Source organism: uncultured Aquabacterium sp. (genome assembly GCF_947366995.1).
In the GTDB taxonomy this organism is placed as follows: Bacteria; Pseudomonadota; Gammaproteobacteria; order Burkholderiales; family Burkholderiaceae_C; genus Aquabacterium.
Map to the genome: position 1 here is coordinate 1 of NZ_CANBCC010000086.1, position 15,771 is coordinate 15,771.

Here is a 15,771-nt window from a genome sequence, read left to right on the forward strand (position 1 = left end):
GGGCGCGACGGTGGGCGGGGCTGTGAGCCCGGTCAGCGCGGGCGGGCCATCCGGAAGCGCTGTGCCTCGGTGACGCCGAAGTAGTCGGCCGGGCCGCCGCCCCGCATGATGGGCTCGGCCGCGGCGGTGTCGTACACGCCGTCGCGGATCAGGTGGCGGGCGATGTGCACGGCCACCACCTCGCCCATCACCAGCCAGGTCGGGATGGGCGCGCCATCCGCTGTCTGCAGCGGGATGATCTGGCTGACGCGGCATTCGAACGAGACCGGGCTTTCGGCCACGCGCGGGGCGGCCACACGCCGGCCGGCCACGGCCGTCAGGCCGGCGAGCTGGAATTCGTCGACTTCGGGCGGCACGGCGGCGCAGCTGGCGTTCATCGCCTCGGCCAGCGGCCGGGTGGCGAGGTTCCAGGTGAAGACGCCGGTTTCGCGCGCGTTGCGCAGGCTGTCCTTGTCGCCCAGGCTCGCAAAGCCCACGATGGGCGGCACGTAGTTGAAGGCGTTGAAGAAACTGTACGGCGCGAGGTTGGCGATGCCGTTGCCACTGCGCGTGCCAATCCAGCCGATGGGCCGGGGCGCAACGATGGCGTTGAACGGGTCGTGCGCGAGGCCGTGGCCCTGCGCCGGTTCGTAGTAATGGCGGTCGATGTCGGTCATGCCATCACTGTAGGCCGGTCAGAATGACATCGCCACGGTGAGGCGAAAACTGCGAGGCTCTGCCGGGTGGCTGTGGATGTCGGCGATGCCCTCGGCGGGCTCACCGGCCAGACGCGAGGTGTAGAAGTAGTCGATGTCACTGACCCGGCGGTTGAACACGTTGAACACGTCGAGCGCCACCTTGACGTCGCGCGTGAGCTGGTGGCCCACGCGCAGGTAGGCCAGCGTGGTGCCCTTGGAGCGCACGCTGTTGTCTTCGATCAGAGGGCGGGGGCCGAAGTAGCGCAGCTGGAACTGGGCCGACCAAGGGCCGAGGTCGGTGAGGGTGGCGCCCAGGGCAGCCACGGTGCGCACGGCGCCCGGTACGTGGCGACCGGCATGAGGGGCCTCGCCTTGCTCGGCGCGGAAGCGTGCCTGCGAGAACGCGAGGTCGGCATCCAGCAGCAGCCAGGGGCGCGCCTGCCAGTGGTTGTTGAACTCGATGCCATGGCGACGGCTCGCGCCGCTGGCTTCGGTTTCACCGGCATCGCCGACGAACACCAGCTCCGAGGCCAGGTCCAGGCGCCACACCGACAGCGAGGTCTGCAGGCCGGGCAGCCATTCGCCACGCAGGCCCAGCTCGGCGCCTCGCGTGCGCACCAGCGGCACGGCGGCATCGACGGCCTCGCCGCTGCGCGCCGCCACCCGGGCCGTCATGCCCCGCGCGTCGTTGCGGTGGTAGCCCTGGCCGGCATGGGCGAAGACCTCGGTGCGGGCCCAGGGGCCGAAGACCAGAGAGAGCTTGGGGCTCACGAGATGAGCCTGTCGGCTGCCGCTGTTATCGGCAATCGAACTGCGCACGCGCGCAGACACCTGGTCATGGCGAACGCCGGCGATGCTGCGCAACCAGGGCAACCAGCGCGTGCTGTTCTGGGCATACAGCCCGAGCAGTGTGTCGTTGACCCGGCTTTCCTGCGTCACGTCCACGCGCCGGCCGCCCGCAGCGGTGTACAGGCCCACCGGCGCCAGGTGATCGTGGCGCAGTTGCAGGCCCACCGTGTGTTCGGTCTCGCGGCCGGCCAGCGTGGTGCGCCACAGGCGGCTGGCCTGCAACTCCGCTGCATGGCGCGATTCGGCCTGCTCGAACTGGTCGCCCGTGGTCGGGTTGTCGAGGTTGTAAGTGAAGTTGGAAAACAGCGTGAGCCGCGAAGCCAGTGCCCAGGCGCTCAGTTGCCATTCCCCGTCGTGGACCACGGTCAGGCGGTTCCAGGACAGGCTCAGGCGCTCGGTGTCGCCGTGGTCGGTCGGGTCGATGGCGCCAAAGCGGCCGATCAGGCCGGAGGCGACGGCGCGCTGCGGCACCTGGTCGGTCGCGCGCCAGCGGGCGCGGTAGGCCATGGCCGTCCACGACTGCCGGGTGTCGCCCTCGGCCTGCGTGTAGCGCAGCACGCCATTGAAGCGCTTGAGGCCTTCGCCCTGATCCCACGGCCCGTGGTGGTGGCTGGCCTCGAGGGCGTACAGCCAGGTACCCCCTTGCGGGCGGTCGGCCGAGTCGGCCAGCAGCACGCGGGCGTGGTCGTAGCTGCCGAGGGTGAGGCTGGCCAGCCCGCGTGGCAGCCGGTCCACCAGGGTCAGGCGGGCCGAGCCGGCCGACGCAAAGTCGCCGTCCTCAGCTGCATACGGGCCCTTGCGGTAGTGGATGCGGTCGATCAGCTCGGGGATGAGCCAGTTCAGGTCGGTGTAGCCCTGGCCGTGCGCGTGGCTCGGCATGTTGGCCGGCATGCCGTCCACCCAGGTGGCGAAGTCGGTGCCGTGGTCCAGGTTGAAGCCGCGCAGGTAGTACTGGTTGGCCTTGCCGCCGCCGCTGTGCTGCGACACGATCACGCCCGGCACGAACTCCAGCACCTCGGCCGGCCTGAGCGTGGGCCGGCGCTGCAGCAGGGCGCGGGTCACGGTGCCTTCGCTGGCCGCATCGGTGCTGCCCACGGCGTTGAGGTAGTTGGCCTTGACTGCGACGTCCGGTGCTTCGCCCGGCGCCGGCGGCTCGGCGGCTTGCGCGCCGAGCGCGGCCCAGCCCAGCGCGGCGGGCAGCAGCACCCGCCGGCCGGCTTGGGCCATCAAGGAAAAGGACAACAGGACAATGGAACGCATGACAAGGACGGCGCAGCCGGCGCACGGGCAGGGCGGAAACAAAGTCCGCAGTGTGCCAGTGAGTCCGCCCCCGAACGCGCGGTCAGCGCACCACGCGCAACAGTCGCCCCTCGTCGCTGTCGGTCAGCAGGTAGAGCCAGCCGTCGGGGCCCTGCCGCACATCGCGGATGCGCTCGCCCAGGTTTTGCAGCAGTGGCTCGCGCGACACCAACTGGCCATCGCGCAGCACCAGGCGCCACAGGGCGCGGCCGCTCAGGGCGCCGGTGAACAGGCTGCCCTTCCAGCCGGGGTAGCGCTCGCCGGTGTAGAACGCCAGGCCACTGGGTGAGACCGAGGGCACCCAGGTGCTGACGGGCTCGGTGAACGTGGGCGCATGTGTGCCGCCCTGCACGCGGCAGGTCTCGTTGCTGCCCACGCTGCCATACGGGCAGCCATAGCTGCGCAGAGGCCAGCCGAAGTTGCGCCCGGCCAGCGCGCGGTTGAGCTCGTCTCCACCTTGCGGGCCGTGCTCCACCACCCACAGCTCGCCGGTGTCCGGATGCAGCGCAGCGCCCTGCGGGTTGCGGTGGCCGGTGCTCCAGATGCCGGGCAGCGCCGGGCTCGCCCACGTCGGGTTGTCGGCCGGGATGCGGCCATCGCGATGAATCCGCACCACCTTGCCGAAGGTGGTCTGCAGGTTCTGCGCGAAGTCGCGGCCGGGTGCGCTGGGCGAGTCCTGCATGCGCTCGCCCAATGTCACGAACAGCGTGCCGTCGCGTGCGAACACCAGGCGTGAACCGAAGTGGCCGGTGCCGCGCACCTTCGGGGTCTGGCGGAAGATGATCTGCACGTCGACCAGCTGCTGTCCCTGCAGGCGGCCCCGCGCAACCGCGGTGCCGGCCAATCCGTCTTCCGGGCCGCGGCCGGGCTCGCTGAAGCTGAGGTAGACCCAGGCGGTCTTGCCGAAATCGGGGTCGATCGCCACATCCAGCAGGCCGCCCTGACCGCGCGCCTGCACCGCGGGCACGCCGCCGATGGACGACACCTTCCCGTCGGCTGCCACCCGCTGCAGTGTGCCGCCGCGCTCGGTCACCAGCATCGTGCCATCGGGCAGGAAGGCCAGCCCCCACGGATTGCGCAGGCTCTGCGCCACGGTCTGGGTCTTCACGGCCAGCACGGGCCCGCCGGGGCCCGTCGCGCCGGGCAGCGCCGCCTGGGCCTCGGGGCTCAGGGTCGGGGTGCAGGCTGCGAGCACCGCGCTGAGCAGCAGCGCCGCGGCCCGCGCGGGCCGGCTGGCAAAAGGCAGAGGCGAACAACGCATGGGATCCCTTCTTTCAGCGCGGCGTCGGGGCCGCCGTGTCAGTCGGCGAGCGGCGCCCGGTCGGCCCGCAGCGTGCGGGCATGGTGGGCCAGGTGGTCGGCCACCACGCTCTGAATGAAGTAATAGCCGTGGTCGTAACCCGCATGCCGGCGCAGCGTCAGCGGCTGTCCGCGCGTGCGGCATGCGATCTCGAAGGCCTCCGGCCGCAGCTGCGTGGGCAGGAACTTGTCGGCCAGGCCCTGGTCGATCAGGATGCCATCCGGGAAGGGCACCGTGGGCGATTGCCCCATCAACACCGTGGCGTCGTGGGCGTCCCAGGCCGCACGCGAGGCCCCGAGGTAGCCGGTGAAGGCCTTCTCTCCCCACGGGCAGTCGGTGGGGTGGCAGATCGGTGCAAGCGCCGACAGCGAGCGGTACTGGCCCGGGTGGCGCAGGGCCAGCGTCAGCGCACCATGGCCGCCCATCGAGTGCCCGAAGATCCCTGCGTGGGTCAGGTCGACGGGCAGATGGTGGCCCACCAGCTGATGCAGTTCCTCGGTCACATAGGTTTCCATGCGCCAGTTCGTCGACCAGGGGGGCTCGGTGGCGTCGAGGTAGAAGCCTGCTGCCACGCCGAAGTCCCAGCTGTCGGCCTGACCGGGGACATCGGTGCCGCGCGGGCTGGTGTCCGGTGTCACGATGGCCAGACCCAGGCGGGCCGCATGCTGCTGCGCGCCGGCCTTGATGGCGAACGTCTCTTCGGTGCAGGTCAGGCCGGCCAGGTAAAACAGCACCGGCACCTTCGCACCGGCTTCGAGCGCCTGCAGCGGCAGGAACACGCCGAACTGCATGGGCGTGCCCGTGGCCATCGAGGCGTGGCGGTAGAAGCGCTGCACGCCGCCGAAGCAGGCGTGCTCGCTGAGCAGTTCGAGCGTGCTCATGGTGGCCTTTCGTCAGTACACGACGACCGAACGGATCGACTCGCCGCGCTTCATCAGGTCGAAGCCCTCGTTGATCTGTTCGAGCTTGAGCGTGTGCGTGATCAGGTCGTCGATGTTGAGCTTGCCTTCCATGTACCAGTCGACGATCTTGGGCACGTCGGTGCGGCCGCGCGCGCCGCCGAAGGCCGAGCCTTCCCACTTGCGGCCGGTCACCAGCTGGAAGGGGCGGGTGCTGATCTCGGCACCGGCCTCGGCCACGCCGATGATGATGGAGCGGCCCCAGCCCTTGTGGCAGCACTCGAGCGACTGGCGCATGGTCTTGACGTTGCCGATGCACTCGAAGCTGTAGTCGGCGCCGCCGTCCGTCAGCTGCACGATGGCATCCACGATGTTGCCGCCGGCGGCTTCCACGTCCTTCGGGTTCAGGAAGTGCGTCATGCCGAACTTCCGCGCCATGGCCTCGCGTTCGGGGTTCAGGTCGATGCCGATGATCTTGTCGGCGCCCACCATTTTGGCGCCCTGGATCACGTTCAGGCCGATGCCGCCCAGGCCGAAGACGACCACGTTGGCCCCGGCCTCCACCTTGGCGGTGAACAGCACGGCGCCCACGCCGGTCGTCACGCCGCAGCCGATGTAGCAGACCTTGTCGAAGGGCGCGTCGGGGCGGATCTTGGCCAGCGCAATTTCGGGCGCGACGATGTGGTTGGCAAAGGTGCTGGTGCCCATGTAGTGCAGGATGGGCTGGCCGTTGAGCGAGAAGCGCGAGGTGCCATCGGGCATCAGGCCCTTGCCCTGCGTGGCGCGGATCTTCTGGCACAGGTTGGTCTTGCGGCTCAGGCAGAACTTGCACTCGCGGCACTCGGGCGTGTAGAGCGGGATCACGTGGTCGCCGGGGCGCAGGCTCTTGACGCCCGGGCCGACGTCGACGACCACGCCAGCGCCTTCATGGCCCAGGATGGCGGGGAACAGGCCTTCGGGGTCGGCGCCCGACAACGTGTAGTAATCGGTGTGGCAGATGCCGGTGGCCTTGACCTCGACGAGCACCTCGCCTTCGCGCGGGCCCTCCAGGTCGACGGTTTCGATGGTCAGCGGGGCACCGGCTTTCCAGGCGACGGCGGCACGGGTTTTCATGGGCAAGGGCTCCTGTGGATGAGGGAGGGGCGATGACGTGGGGAAGTCATGCCCCGGTGCGCTGCATGGCGCGAGGCACCACGATAGCGGCAAACCCATGTCCGAGGAAGTCGCTGGTGCTTGCGCGCCGGATAATGGCGGGCTGCGGTGTCTGGCGATGCCGCGCGCCCGAAGACCAGGAGCCCTCGCATGTTTCAGCACGTCGACGCCTACCCCGGCGACCCCATCCTCACGCTCAACGAAGACTTCCAGAAGGACCCGCGCGCGGGCAAGATCAACCTGAGCATCGGCATCTACTTCGACAACGAAGGCCGCCTGCCGGTGATGAACGCCGTGCGCGAGGCCGAGTCGGCGCTGCTGTCGGCCATCGGCCCCAAGCCCTATCTGCCCATGACGGGCCACCCCGCCTACCGCGAGGCCGTGCAGCACCTGCTGTTCGGGGCCGACCATGAAGCAGTGCGCAGTGGCCGCATCGCCACCATCCAGACCCTGGGCGGCTCGGGCGGCCTGAAGGTGGGCGGCGACTTCCTCAAGCGCTACTTCCCCGATTCACAGGTGTGGGTGAGCGACCCGACCTGGGACAACCACCGCGCCATGTTCGAAGGCGCGGGTTTCCAGGTCAACACCTACCCGTACTACGACCCGGCCACCAAGGGCCTGAAGTTCGATGCCATGCTGACGGCGATCGACGCGCTGCCGGCCAAGAGCATCGTGCTGCTGCACGCCTGCTGCCACAACCCCACCGGCGTCGACCTGAACCCGGCGCAGTGGACGCAGCTGATCGAGGTGCTCAAGCGCCGCAACCTGCTGCCCTACCTCGACATCGCCTACCAGGGCTTTGGTGACGGCATCGACGAAGACGCATTTGCGCTGCGCGCGCTGGCCGATGCCGGTGTGAGCTTCTTCGTGGCCAACTCGTTTTCCAAGAGCTTCTCGCTGTACGGCGAGCGCGTGGGCGGCCTCAGCGTGGTCTGCCCGGACAAGGCCCAGGCGCAGCTGGTGCTGGGCCAGCTGATGTCGGCCGTGCGCCGCAACTACTCCAGCCCGCCCACGCACGGCGCGCAGATCGTGGCCCGCGTGCTGCAGACGCCCGCGTTGCGCCAGCTGTGGGCCGACGAGCTGACCGCCATGCGCGAGCGCATCAAGGTCATGCGCCAGCGCCTGTACGACGGCGTGGTGGCCCAGCTGCCCGGCCGTGACGTGCGCTACTTCATCGACCAGCGCGGCATGTTCAGCTACACCGGCGTGAGCCCCGAGCAGGCCGATGCCCTGCGCACCGAGCACGGCGTGTACGTGCTGCGCTCGGGTCGCATGTGTGCCGCCGGCCTGAACGCCAACAACGTCGACCGCGTGGCCGAGGCCTTCGCCGCCGTGCTGCGCTGAACGAAAAAAAGCCGGCCACCGCACAGGCTGGCCGGCTTTCACAGCAGATGACGGAACGCTTCAGCCAGGGCGACCACTGAGCCTGAAACGTCCCACCACCTCGGCCAGGTGGCGTGCCTGCTCATGCAGGCTGCCCGCCGCCGCGGCCGATTCCTCCACCAGTGCCGCGTTCTGCTGCGTCATCTGGTCCAGTTCACTCACCGCCTCGTGCACCGTGCCCACGCCCTGGCTCTGCTCGCGTGTGGCGTGCGCAATCTCCTGGATCAAGTCGTTCACGGCGGCCACCGAGCCCACGATCGAGTGCATGCGCTCGCCGGCGTCATGCACGAGCCGGGCGCCGTTTTCCACCTGCTGGGTCGAGGCCTGAATCAGGCTCTTGATCTCGCGTGCGGCCTGGGCGCTGCGCTGTGCCAGCGTGCGCACCTCACCGGCCACCACGGCGAACCCCCGGCCCTGCTCACCGGCGCGGGCGGCCTCGACGGCGGCGTTCAGGGCCAGGATGTTCGTCTGGAAAGCGATGCCGTCGATCACGGTGATGATCTCGGTGATCTTGCGGGCGCTGGTGTGGATGGCCTCCATCGTGCTCACGACCTCGGCCACGACCTCGCCGCCCCGCTGGGCCTGCTCCGAGGCCGCCGCGGCCTGATGCTGCGCCGAGCCCGACGAGCTGCTGTTGTGCTGCACCGTGCTGGTCAGCTCCTCCATCGACGCCGCCGTGTGCTGCAAGCGCGCTGCGGCCTGCTCGGTGCGCGCACTCAGGTCGGTGTTGCCAGCGGCGATCTGCGCGCTCGCCAGCGCCACGTTGTTCACAGCCTCGTGCACCTGGCTCACCGTGTGATCCAGTCCCGCGCTCATGGCCTGCATCGCCTTCAGAAGATGGGCGATCTCATCCCGGCCCGAGGCCAGGGGGTGCGGAGCCTGACCCTGCGCGATGTCGCCCTGGGCGATGGCTTCGGCTCGCGACACGGCTTCACGCACCCCGCGGGCCAGGTCGCGGGCCGTGCGCTCGCCCAGCACCGCCAGGCCGGCAGCCAGCACGAGTGCGCCGCCGAGCGTCCACGCCATCTGCGCATGGAAGGCGGCCTGCAGGTCGTCGATGTAGAGGCCCGAGCCCACGATCCAGCCCCATGGCGCAAAGCCCTTGACGTAGGACACCTTGTCGACCGGATCGACCGCCCCGGGCCGCGGCCACTGGTAGGGCACGAAGCCCGCCCCGTGCTGCTTGACGGTGTCGACAAAGGCCTGGAACAGGCGCAGCCCGTTGGGGTCGGCCATCTGGCTCACGTCGCGGCCGTCGAGTTCGGGCTTGATGGGGTGCAGCACGACGCGCGGGTGCATGTCATTGACCCAGAAGTACTCGCTGCCGCCGTAGCGCAGCCGGGCCAGGGCGGCCTTTGCCTCCTGTTGGGCAGCCTGCTGGCTCAGCCGGCCGCTGAGCTGCCCGTCATGGGCCCATTGCAGGATGCCGTGCGCCACCTCGACGGTGTGCTGCACGGCGCGCTGCCGGTCGGCCAGCTGGTGTTGGTAGGAGACCCAGAGGAGGGCGCATGCCACGCCGAGCACGCACAGCACCGACGCCAGCACGAGGGCGCGCAGCCTTCGGGCCACGCTGATCTGTCTGAACCATGAAAACATTGTTGTGAACCAGTCAGGGTCTGCAGAGGGACACCCCGGGGCTCACCGGCCCGCCAGGCGGGGACATCGACGGGGCGCGGGCAGCCGACCGGTGGCACCCGCGCCCCATCACCCGAGGCGGCTGCTGTCGGCCCGAGGAAGGGCCGCAGTGGGATGAATCCTAGGTAGGGCCGCTGCGGGCGAACCCTCGAAGAACCGCCGCGTACCACGTGACTTCAAGGCATCCGGGCGTTTTCACGACGCGGGAAAACGGGTGCAGAACCGAACGTTCGTGCGGCGCCATTGGGGCCATCCCCCGCACATCGGGGGCGCCTTCCTTGGAAGAATGGGGAGCCCAGACTGGCGCGGGCGTCGCGGCCTGCAGGAGACACGGAGATGGACAAGATCTGGCTCAGGCACTACCCGCCGGGGGTGCCGCACACCATTGACCCTTCGGCCTACCGCTCGCTTGTGGCCCTCATGGACGAGGGCTTCAGCCGGCATGTCCGCCTGTCGGCGTTCGGTTTCATGGGGCAGCGCTGGCAGTTCGCCGACATCGACGTCGCATCACGCGCAATGGCTGCCTACCTGCAGAGCCTGGGACTGCAGCCGGGCGACCGTGTGGCCGTCATGCTGCCCAACATCCCCCAGTACCCGGTGACCGTGGCCGCCATCCTGCGCGCGGGCTATGTGGTGGTCAACGTCAACCCGCTGTACACGCCGCGCGAGCTGCACCACCAGTTGAATGACTCGGGCAGCAAGGCCATCGTCATCCTCGAGAACTTCGCCACCACGCTGCAGCAGGTGCTGGAGGACACCCCCGTTCAGCACGTCGTGCTGGCCACCATGGGCGACATGCTGGGCCTCATCAAGGGCGCGCTGGTGAACCACGTCGTGCGCAAGGTCAAGAAGCTGGTGCCGCCGTTCAGCCTGCCGCAGGCAGTGCCGTTCAAGACCGCGCTGAAACGCGGCGCGCGCCTGCCGTTCAAGCAGGCCGATCCGGGCCCCGACGATGTGGCCGTGCTGCAGTACACCGGCGGCACCACGGGCGTGAGCAAGGGCGCCACCCTCCTGCACCGCAACATCATCGCCAACCTGCTGCAGTCCGAGGCGTGGAATGGCCCCATGCTCAAGCAGATTCCGCCCGGCGAGCAGACCGCCATCGTGTGCGCGTTGCCGCTGTATCACATCTTCGGCTTCACGGTCTGCATGATGCTGGGCCTGCGCATGGGCACGCTCAACATCCTGATCCCCAACCCGCGCGACCTGCCCGCCACGCTCAAGGAACTGCAGAAGTGGCGCTTTCACAGCTTTCCGGCCGTCAACACGCTGTTCAATGCCCTGGCCCACCACCCCGATTTCGACAAGGTCGACTGGAGCCACCTGCGGCTGAGCGTGGGCGGGGGCATGGCCGTGCAGCACGCCACCGCCAAGCTCTGGAAGGACCGCACCGGCTGCGCGGTGGCCGAAGGCTACGGCCTGTCGGAAACCTCGCCGTCCGTCACGTGCAACCCGGTGCAGAGCACGGCCTTCAGCGGCACCATCGGCCTGCCGCTGCCCTCGACCGAGGTGACGGTGCTGGATGAAGACGGCAACGAACTGCCGCTGAACACGCCGGGCGAGCTGGCCGTGCGCGGCCCGCAGGTCATGGCCGGCTACTGGAATCGGCCTGAGGAAACCGCCAAGGTGATGACGGCGGATGGTTTCTTCCGCACCGGCGACATCGCCACCATCGATGAGCGCGGCTACGTCAAGATCGTCGATCGCAAGAAGGACATGATCCTGGTGTCGGGCTTCAACGTCTACCCCAACGAGATCGAGGACGTGGTGGCCTCGCTTGAGGGCGTGCTGGAGTGCGCGGCGGTGGGCATGCCCGATGCGCAATCGGGCGAAGCCGTGCGGCTGGTGGTCGTCAAGGCCGATGCGGCGCTGACGGAAGAGCAGGTGCGCGCCCACTGCGCCCAGCATCTGACCGGCTACAAGCGGCCCAAGCTCATCGAGTTCCGCACCGAGTTGCCCAAGACGCCGATCGGCAAGATCCTGCGTCGGGCCCTGCGCGACGACCCGCCCCGCGCGGCCAGCTGAGGCAGCGCCCGGCTCAGTCCTGGCCCATGAGGCGCTGGGGCGTCACCTCGACCGAGGTCGTGCCGTCGCTGACCCACACGGTGCCATCCTGCACGCTGACCTGCAGCTGCATGCTGCGCTGTGCGAAGGCGGCCAGGGCCTGGGTCTGTTCGCTGGGCAGCTGCCACACGGTCAGGTTCTGAGCCCGCGTCAGCTTGTTCGCGATGCCGTCCCACCAGATCGGTGTGCTGCTCTGGAAGGCCCACAGGCTCACTCGACGAGCCCGTCCCGCCGCCTTCATCAGGCGCTTGTCATCGGGCTGGCCCACTTCCACCCAGTGCAGGATCTCGTCGGAATAGTTCTTGTGCCACAGCGCAGGCTCGTCCGGCTCCCACATGTCCTTGGCCAGCTCCAGCGTGCCTTCGTTCGTGTCGGCGGGCCAGCCCAGGGCCAGGGCCAGCACGCGCACCATCATGCGTTCGTCGGTCTCGGAAGGGTGCCGCGCAATGGTCACGCCGATGTCGGCGTACACATGGCGGTCCATGTCGGCCAGGTTGATCTGGGCTTTGTAGATGGTGGCTTTGAGCGCCATGGTGGTGTCGGATCGGGTCGCGGAAGGGGAACCCGCCATCATCCTCCAAAAATGCCGCCCAGCCACGCCATGACGGCATCGAGCACCTGATCCTGCTCGACTTCGTTGAACACCTCGTGCGACAGGCGCGGCCAGGGCACGGCGTGAACAAGTGCCCGCGGCGCCTGGGCGACAAAGGCCTCCGAGCCCTGCGGCCGCACGCAGCGGTCTTCGCCGCCCCAGGTGATGAGGGTGGGCACCGTCCAGTGCGGCGCACGGGCCAGCACGTTGTCCCCCGCATCGAGCAGGAAGCGCGTGAGGCGGCCGGTGACGCGGTCGTGCACCAGCGGGTCGGCCAGATAGGCGGCCACGGTGGCAGGGTTGTGGCAGATCCACGCTGGCTTGAGGCCGTTGCCCACCGCCACGTCGGGCGTGAGTTTGCCGACGGTGGCCAGCAGGCCTTTCTGCACGGCGCTGATCGGAATCTCCAGCGCGGGTGAAGACAGCACCAGGGCGTTGACGGGGCGGGCCCACGGCGCCGATTCGGGCGGTGCGGCATGGGCCGCCACGAAGCGCGCCGCGATGGCGCCGCCCAGGCTGTGGCCCACCAGCAGCAGCGGCAGCCCCGGGCAGGCGGCGCGGGCGGCGTCCACCACGGCGGCCGTGTCGTGCAGGAAATCGTCGTCGGCGTTCAGCGCACCGCGTGCACCCGGGGAGCGCCCGTGGCCGCGGTGGTCGCAGCCGAACACGTGCCACCCCTGGGCATTCAGGCGGGCCGCCACATGGGCGTAGCGGCCGAGGTGCTCGCCCAGGCCGTGCACGATCACCGCCACACCGCGGGCGGGGACGGTGTCTGGTACGGGCCAGGCATGGGCGTGCAGGGCCAGGCCGTCGCGGGTACGCACGGTGGCGGGGAAGGCAGGGGGCAGGGCGGTCACGGTCATCGGGGGCGGGCAGAGGGGAGGGGGCGTCGGGTCAACAAGGGGGTTGGGTTTGGCTGGCGGATTCAAATGGCGCGACCGGCGTCGCGCAGCGCCCGCAGCCAGCCCAGGCCGTCGTGGGCCGAGCCCTGGCGCGGGCGGTATTCACACCCGATCCAGCCAGACCAGCCCAGGCGCTGCAGTTCATCCCACACCCAGGGCCAGTTCAGTTCGCCATCGTCGGGCTCGCCGCGGTCGGGCACGGCGGCCACCTGCAGATGCCCGACGCGGCCCGAGGGCAGTGCGGCGCTCAGGTGGGTGGTCAGGTCGCCGTCGACGATCTGGGCGTGGTACAGGTCCATCTGCACCTGCAGATGCGCCGAGCCGATGCGTTGCACCAGCGCGTGCGCGTCGGCCTGGCGGGTCAGCAGGTAGCCCGGCATGTCGCGCGAATTGATGGGCTCGATGGTGACGACGCGGCCGGCAGCTTGCGCCTGTGTGGCGGCCCAGGCCAGGTTGGCTTCGTAGGTGGCCCAGGCCCGGTCGCGGGTGCCGGGTGTGTCGGCGCACAGCCCGGCCATCAGGTGCACGCGTGGGCAGCCCAGCGCCTCGGCCCGAGCCAGGGCCTCGCTCACCACCCGGCGGAAGTCGGCTTCCCGCCCTGGCAGGCCGGCCAGGCCCCGTTCACCGCCCGTCCAATTACCGGGTTCGGCGTTGAAGAGAACGAGCTGAAGCCCGTTATCGCGTAAGCGTGCGCTCACTTCTTCCGTTGAGTGCTCATGCGGGAACAGGCATTCCACGCCGGTGAAACCATCGCGGGCGGCGGCGGCAAAGCGGTCTAAAAATGGCAGCTCGGTATAGAGCCAGCTCAGGTTGGCGGCAAAGCGCAGCGGGGCGGGGCGGGGCGATGACATCGCCACAGCGTAGCGCAGGCCTGGGTGCCACGCTTGACACGCCCCGTCAGATCACCGCGGTTGATGCGCGCCAGAAACAGACAGGCCGACCGGAGAACCGGTCGGCCTGGAGAGGGGCAGAGGCCGTCAGCGACGGCCTGGGGGGCAGATCAGAAGGTTTCCCAGTCGTCGTCGGCCGGGGGGCGGGCGGCCACGGCCACCGGTTCGGCCGGCGGCGTGTGCGGCAGGCTGGCGCGGGCCGGGGCGGGGGCCTTGGGTGTGGCCGGAGCGGCAGCCGGGCTTGCCTTGGGCAGCGGCTTGACCGGTTCACGGGCGGCGGCCTGGGCCTTCGCGATGGCGGTGTGGGCCACGTTGTCGACGGTGCTGGCGGGGGCGCTCGGCGTCGGAATCGGGGTCACCGGCGTCACGCCCAGGCTGCGGGAGGCACCGCCGCCCAGCTTGAACGCGGACACGGCCTGGGCCAGGCGCGCGGCCTGATCCTTCAGACTTTCTGCCGCGGCGGCCGATTCTTCCACCAGCGCGGCGTTCTGCTGCGTCATCTGATCGAGTTGCGTCACGGCCTGGTTGACCTGGCCGATGCCCTGGCTCTGCTCGGTCGAGGCGGCGCTGATCTCGCCGATGATGTCCGACACGCGCTGCACGCTGGTCAGGATCTCGTTCATCGAGTTGCCGGCGTCCTTCACCAGGCGCGAGCCCGATTCCACCTTCTCGCTCGACGCGTTGATCAGCGTCTTGATTTCTTTGGCGGCCTGGGCGCTGCGCTGGGCCAGCGTGCGCACTTCACCGGCCACCACGGCAAAGCCGCGGCCCTGTTCGCCGGCGCGGGCGGCTTCCACCGCGGCGTTCAGCGCCAGGATGTTGGTCTGGAAGGCGATGCCGTCGATCACGGTGATGATGTCGGTGATCTTGCGGCTGGCGCCGTCGATCTCGGCCATGTTGGCCACCACCTGCGAGACGATGTGCTCGCCCTGCTGTGCGGCCGTGGCGGCGCCGGAGGCCAGCTGGTTGGCCTGGCGGGCCGAGTCGGCGCTCTGGCGCACGGTGCCGGTCAGCTGCTCCATCGAACTGGCGGTCTGCTGCAGGTTCGACGCCGTCTGCTCGGTGCGCATCGACAGGTCCTGGTTGCCGGTGGCAATCTCGGTCGAGGCGGTGCTGATCGAATCGGTGGCCTGGCGGATCACGCCGATGGTGTCGCGCAGCTTGTGCGTCATGGCCACCACCGAGGCGTGCAGCGAGCCCTCGTCGCCCGGCGTGCGCTGCAGGTTCAGATCAAGGTCGCCGTCCGCGATGCGGGAAACGGCGTCGCGCAGCGCGGTGGGCTCGGCGCCCAGGTCACGCCACACCGAGTTCACGATGGCGGCGGACATCAGGCCAAGCACGCCCAGCACGATGACGCCCGTGCCGACCGTGACCCACAGCGCGGTCTTCACGCCGCTGTTGGCGCTGGCCTGGGCGGTGTCGATGGCGCTGCGCGCTTCGGTCTTGCGCGTGTCGAGGGCCTTCTGCAGGACCTGCAGACTGCTCTGCATCTGGGTAACCAGGTCGCCGGGGGGCTGGCTGGTCAGCAATGCGCGGGTGGCGCCGATGGCCGCGGCCTGGTAGGCATCGAAGGCGCCGCTCAGTTCCTTGGCCACGCCGGATTTTTCCGGCAGCCGGGCCATGGCATCCAGTGCCGTGCGGGCCGTGCCCACCTGGGCCTCGGCTTCCTTGAGCTTCTCGGCCTCGCCCTCGGCGGCAGCCGTCTGCAGCGTCAGACGAAGTTGTTCGGTGGCGCGGTCCACGGTCATCACGTGGGCCATGTGGGGGTTGTCGACCTGGTAGAGCTGGTCGAGGACGGCCGACGTGCGGTCTCCCACGAAGATGCTGACAGCGACGCCCACCATGAACACCGCGGCGGCGCTCACCGGCAGCATCCAGATTTTGGTGCGAAAGTTCATTTTGCCTCCTGCTTCGGGCGACAGCGCTCCATGAAGCCTGGTGCCTCACCCGTTCGGTTCTATCGGCATCATCCGCGTGGAACTGAAACCTGAAGTGGCAAAAAGTCCGCTTTCCGAGGGCTAATCCGGCCCCGCTTCCTACAATCCCCGCATGTCTGCCCCCCCTTCCGCGCCCACCGCCCAGGCGGCTAGATCGGAAGAGCGTCGTGTAGGGAAAGAGTGTCGTTCGGC

The 15,771-nt window shown here is 69.4% G+C and carries 12 protein-coding genes; 2 read left to right on the forward strand and 10 right to left on the reverse strand.

Annotated features, from left to right (window positions below):
• Positions 1–32: 32 nt before the first annotated feature.
• From Q0Z44_RS16650 to Q0Z44_RS16670, 5 genes are all read right to left on the reverse strand, one after another.
• Positions 33–656, reverse strand: a complete 624-nt coding sequence (locus tag Q0Z44_RS16650) for a flavin reductase family protein (RefSeq protein ID WP_298014851.1) — start codon at positions 654–656, stop codon at positions 33–35.
• A gap of 18 nt (positions 657–674) precedes the next feature.
• Positions 675–2,768, reverse strand: coding sequence for a TonB-dependent receptor (locus Q0Z44_RS16655; protein WP_298014853.1), 2,094 nt, complete (start codon positions 2,766–2,768; stop codon positions 675–677).
• A gap of 100 nt (positions 2,769–2,868) precedes the next feature.
• Positions 2,869–4,086, reverse strand: a complete 1,218-nt coding sequence (locus tag Q0Z44_RS16660) for a PQQ-dependent sugar dehydrogenase (RefSeq protein WP_298014855.1) — start codon at positions 4,084–4,086, stop codon at positions 2,869–2,871.
• A gap of 38 nt (positions 4,087–4,124) precedes the next feature.
• Positions 4,125–5,006, reverse strand: a complete 882-nt coding sequence (gene fghA / locus Q0Z44_RS16665) for an S-formylglutathione hydrolase (RefSeq protein ID WP_298014857.1) — start codon at positions 5,004–5,006, stop codon at positions 4,125–4,127.
• Between the two features lie 12 nt (positions 5,007–5,018).
• A complete protein-coding gene (locus Q0Z44_RS16670) occupies positions 5,019–6,137 on the reverse strand; it encodes an S-(hydroxymethyl)glutathione dehydrogenase/class III alcohol dehydrogenase (RefSeq protein ID WP_298014859.1) in 1,119 nt (372 codons plus the stop codon).
• Positions 6,138–6,326: 189 nt separating this feature from the next.
• Between Q0Z44_RS16670 and Q0Z44_RS16675 the strand changes: the two genes are divergently transcribed.
• Positions 6,327–7,520 carry an amino acid aminotransferase gene (locus Q0Z44_RS16675; RefSeq protein ID WP_294639341.1) on the forward strand — a complete coding sequence of 398 codons (1,194 nt, stop codon included), beginning with the start codon at positions 6,327–6,329 and terminating at the stop codon, positions 7,518–7,520.
• Between the two features lie 60 nt (positions 7,521–7,580).
• Here Q0Z44_RS16675 and Q0Z44_RS16680 read toward each other — a convergent pair whose 3' ends face one another.
• Entirely contained in the window at positions 7,581–9,128 is a 1,548-nt protein-coding gene (locus Q0Z44_RS16680; RefSeq protein WP_298014861.1) for a methyl-accepting chemotaxis protein, read from the reverse strand.
• Between the two features lie 402 nt (positions 9,129–9,530).
• Here Q0Z44_RS16680 and Q0Z44_RS16685 point away from each other — a divergent pair, with 402 nt between their 5' ends.
• Positions 9,531–11,219, forward strand: a complete 1,689-nt coding sequence (locus Q0Z44_RS16685; RefSeq protein ID WP_298014863.1) for a long-chain-fatty-acid--CoA ligase — start codon at positions 9,531–9,533, stop codon at positions 11,217–11,219.
• A 13-nt stretch (positions 11,220–11,232) separates the two neighbouring features.
• Here the strand turns inward: Q0Z44_RS16685 and Q0Z44_RS16690 are convergent, their stop codons facing one another.
• From Q0Z44_RS16690 to Q0Z44_RS16705, 4 genes are all read right to left on the reverse strand, one after another.
• On the reverse strand, positions 11,233–11,790 hold the full coding sequence (locus tag Q0Z44_RS16690; protein ID WP_298014865.1) for a YaeQ family protein: 558 nt from the start codon (positions 11,788–11,790) through the stop codon (positions 11,233–11,235).
• Between the two features lie 38 nt (positions 11,791–11,828).
• Positions 11,829–12,713 (reverse strand): alpha/beta hydrolase, encoded by an 885-nt coding sequence (locus Q0Z44_RS16695; protein ID WP_298014867.1) that lies wholly within the window; start codon positions 12,711–12,713, stop codon positions 11,829–11,831.
• 62 nt (positions 12,714–12,775) lie between these two features.
• The gene (otnI, locus tag Q0Z44_RS16700) at positions 12,776–13,603 is read right to left on the reverse strand and encodes a 2-oxo-tetronate isomerase (protein ID WP_298014869.1); all 828 of its coding nucleotides are present in this window, start codon (positions 13,601–13,603) and stop codon (positions 12,776–12,778) included.
• A gap of 149 nt (positions 13,604–13,752) precedes the next feature.
• Positions 13,753–15,540 (reverse strand): methyl-accepting chemotaxis protein, encoded by a 1,788-nt coding sequence (locus tag Q0Z44_RS16705; RefSeq protein WP_298014871.1) that lies wholly within the window; start codon positions 15,538–15,540, stop codon positions 13,753–13,755.
• Positions 15,541–15,771 lie beyond the last annotated feature (231 nt).